The sequence below is a fragment of the Streptomyces sp. 13-12-16 genome (assembly GCF_002114215.1).
Lineage (GTDB): Bacteria > Actinomycetota > Actinomycetes > Streptomycetales > Streptomycetaceae > Streptomyces.
This window is the reverse complement of the sequence record NZ_NCTE01001504.1, coordinates 19,587-19,918: the sequence shown is the minus strand read 5'-3', so window position 1 is coordinate 19,918 and position 332 is coordinate 19,587. Positions and strand designations below refer to the sequence as shown.

The following is a 332-nucleotide window of genomic DNA, read 5'->3' as shown; positions in this document are numbered from 1 at the left end:
CAAGCTGCTCACCCGGGCCGGCATGGGCTGGTGCCAGGGCCGGATGTGCGGACCGGCGGTCGCCGGGCTCGCCGGATGCGAACCCGTCCCGTCCCGGCGGCCGTTCGCCCGGCCGGTGCCGCTGGGCGTACTCGCCGAACAGCACGAACGGCACGGACAGCGCGAACGACAAGAACCGCGCGAACGGCACGAACGGCAGACCGAGAGAGGACCCTCATGACCGACCACCGTCCCTGGCGCGGCGTCCTCGTCGCCACCGCGCTTCCGCTGAACGACGACCTCTCCGTGAACCACGACCGTTACGCCGAGCACTGCGCCTGGCTGGTGGACAA

2 pseudogenes are annotated in these 332 nt (G+C 71.7%); both read left to right on the top strand.

The window, feature by feature from the left end:
• Nucleotides 1-220, top strand: a pseudogene (locus B7767_RS47595) (FAD/NAD(P)-binding oxidoreductase); the annotation flags it as partial.
• Nucleotides 217-332: pseudogene (locus B7767_RS49010) on the top strand (dihydrodipicolinate synthase family protein); the annotation flags it as partial. The pseudogenes B7767_RS47595 and B7767_RS49010, both read left to right, overlap by 4 nt.